2 protein-coding genes are annotated in these 1,179 nt (G+C 53.0%); one reads left to right on the top strand and one right to left on the bottom strand.

The annotated features are described in order from the left end of the window. Positions 1–583 (top strand): hypothetical protein (locus tag GDA54_06985; GenBank protein MBC6498040.1); only part of this gene is annotated, 583 nt, incomplete at its 5' end. Positions 584–643: 60 nt separating this feature from the next. Here the strand turns inward: GDA54_06985 and GDA54_06980 are convergent. Beyond that, positions 644–1,165: a hypothetical protein gene (locus GDA54_06980; GenBank protein ID MBC6498039.1), complete on the bottom strand. Its 522-nt coding sequence runs from the start codon at positions 1,163–1,165 to the stop codon at positions 644–646. Between the last annotated feature and the right edge of the window lie 14 nt (positions 1,166–1,179).

The raw sequence follows: 1,179 nt of genomic DNA, 5'->3' as shown, positions 1-1,179 counted from the left end.
CATCAAGCCCGCCCTGGCGGACGTCGGCGGGTGCAGCGTGGTGATGAGCGACACCGACTCCTTCCTGCTGGCCACGCGCATGAAGAGTAGCGACGAATTCTTGCAGCGAATTCGCCACGTGGTCGACTTTTCCAACTATGACCCTGCCCACCCGTTGTTTGACGACACAAGAGCCAAGGAATTGGGACTGATCAAAAACGAGGTGCCCAAAAGTGAAATTACGCAGTTTGCCGGTCTGCGTGCCAAGACCTACGCTTTCGAGACGGAGGCCCAACAGATGCAAATGCGTGCCAAGGGAGTGCGGGCACCTTCCAGGAAAACCATACCCTTTCACGCCATGACAGATTGTCTGGTGGACGAGGACCACGTACCGGCCAGCTACAAAGTTGACTGTGTGGAAATTCAAAGTAAAAGCCACCAGCTTGGCATGTACTTTGGCAAGAAGGTTGCATTCTCTTCGTTCGACGACAAGCGTTACCTTCTGTGCCCCCTGCATTCCGTTCCCTATGCCAGCTTGCTTATTCAAAAGTCTGAAGCAGAGGGTCAGTGCTATTTCTGTCGGAGAAGGAACGTGCTCGTGTAACTTTAAATTGTGTGTGTGTGTGTGTGTAATGAATGCACAAACTAAATACAAAAGAACATACTACAGCAATTGCAGCAAATAGTTGAGGCATAGATTGTCGTTTTTTTCGAGGTTTGATTTTTCACGGTGAAAACGAATGGACGAGGCCGGTCGCTTGGCCAGCCTGAGTAGAAAGAGCAACGCGTAAAGCCCGCAAAAGGAGGATCCAAAGTCTTGCACTTGATTGCTGTTAAACGCCGTCGGTCTGTTACAATCCCTCAAAAATTGGCAGACGTGGCGCTGTTTGGGCTTCATTCCGTACGAGTCTAGGAAGGTCACTTGGTCTGCGACGGCAAAGATGCAAACGAAATGTGCCTCGTCGTGCGGTCGTCGTCGTCGTTTCGCCTGGCGGCGTTGGCGGCGCAGTGCATCACGCTTTTCTCCCTCTTCCCACGGGTCAAGGTTGACCAGAATGGCAAATCGTGAGCGGCCAGCCAATTCCGGGGGGATTTTGTCCGCGGAGAACACCCCGGCGTAACCGCAGTCGCCGTCGTCCTCGCCCAACAGGAGAAAGCTGAGCCTCTCCAGCAAGTCGTTTGTCATGCCCGTTTCCAGAC

This window comes from Alphaproteobacteria bacterium GM7ARS4 (assembly GCA_014332745.1).
Classification (GTDB): domain Bacteria; phylum Pseudomonadota; class Alphaproteobacteria; order GM7ARS4; family GM7ARS4; genus GM7ARS4.
This window is presented reverse-complemented; position numbering and strand designations above follow the sequence as displayed.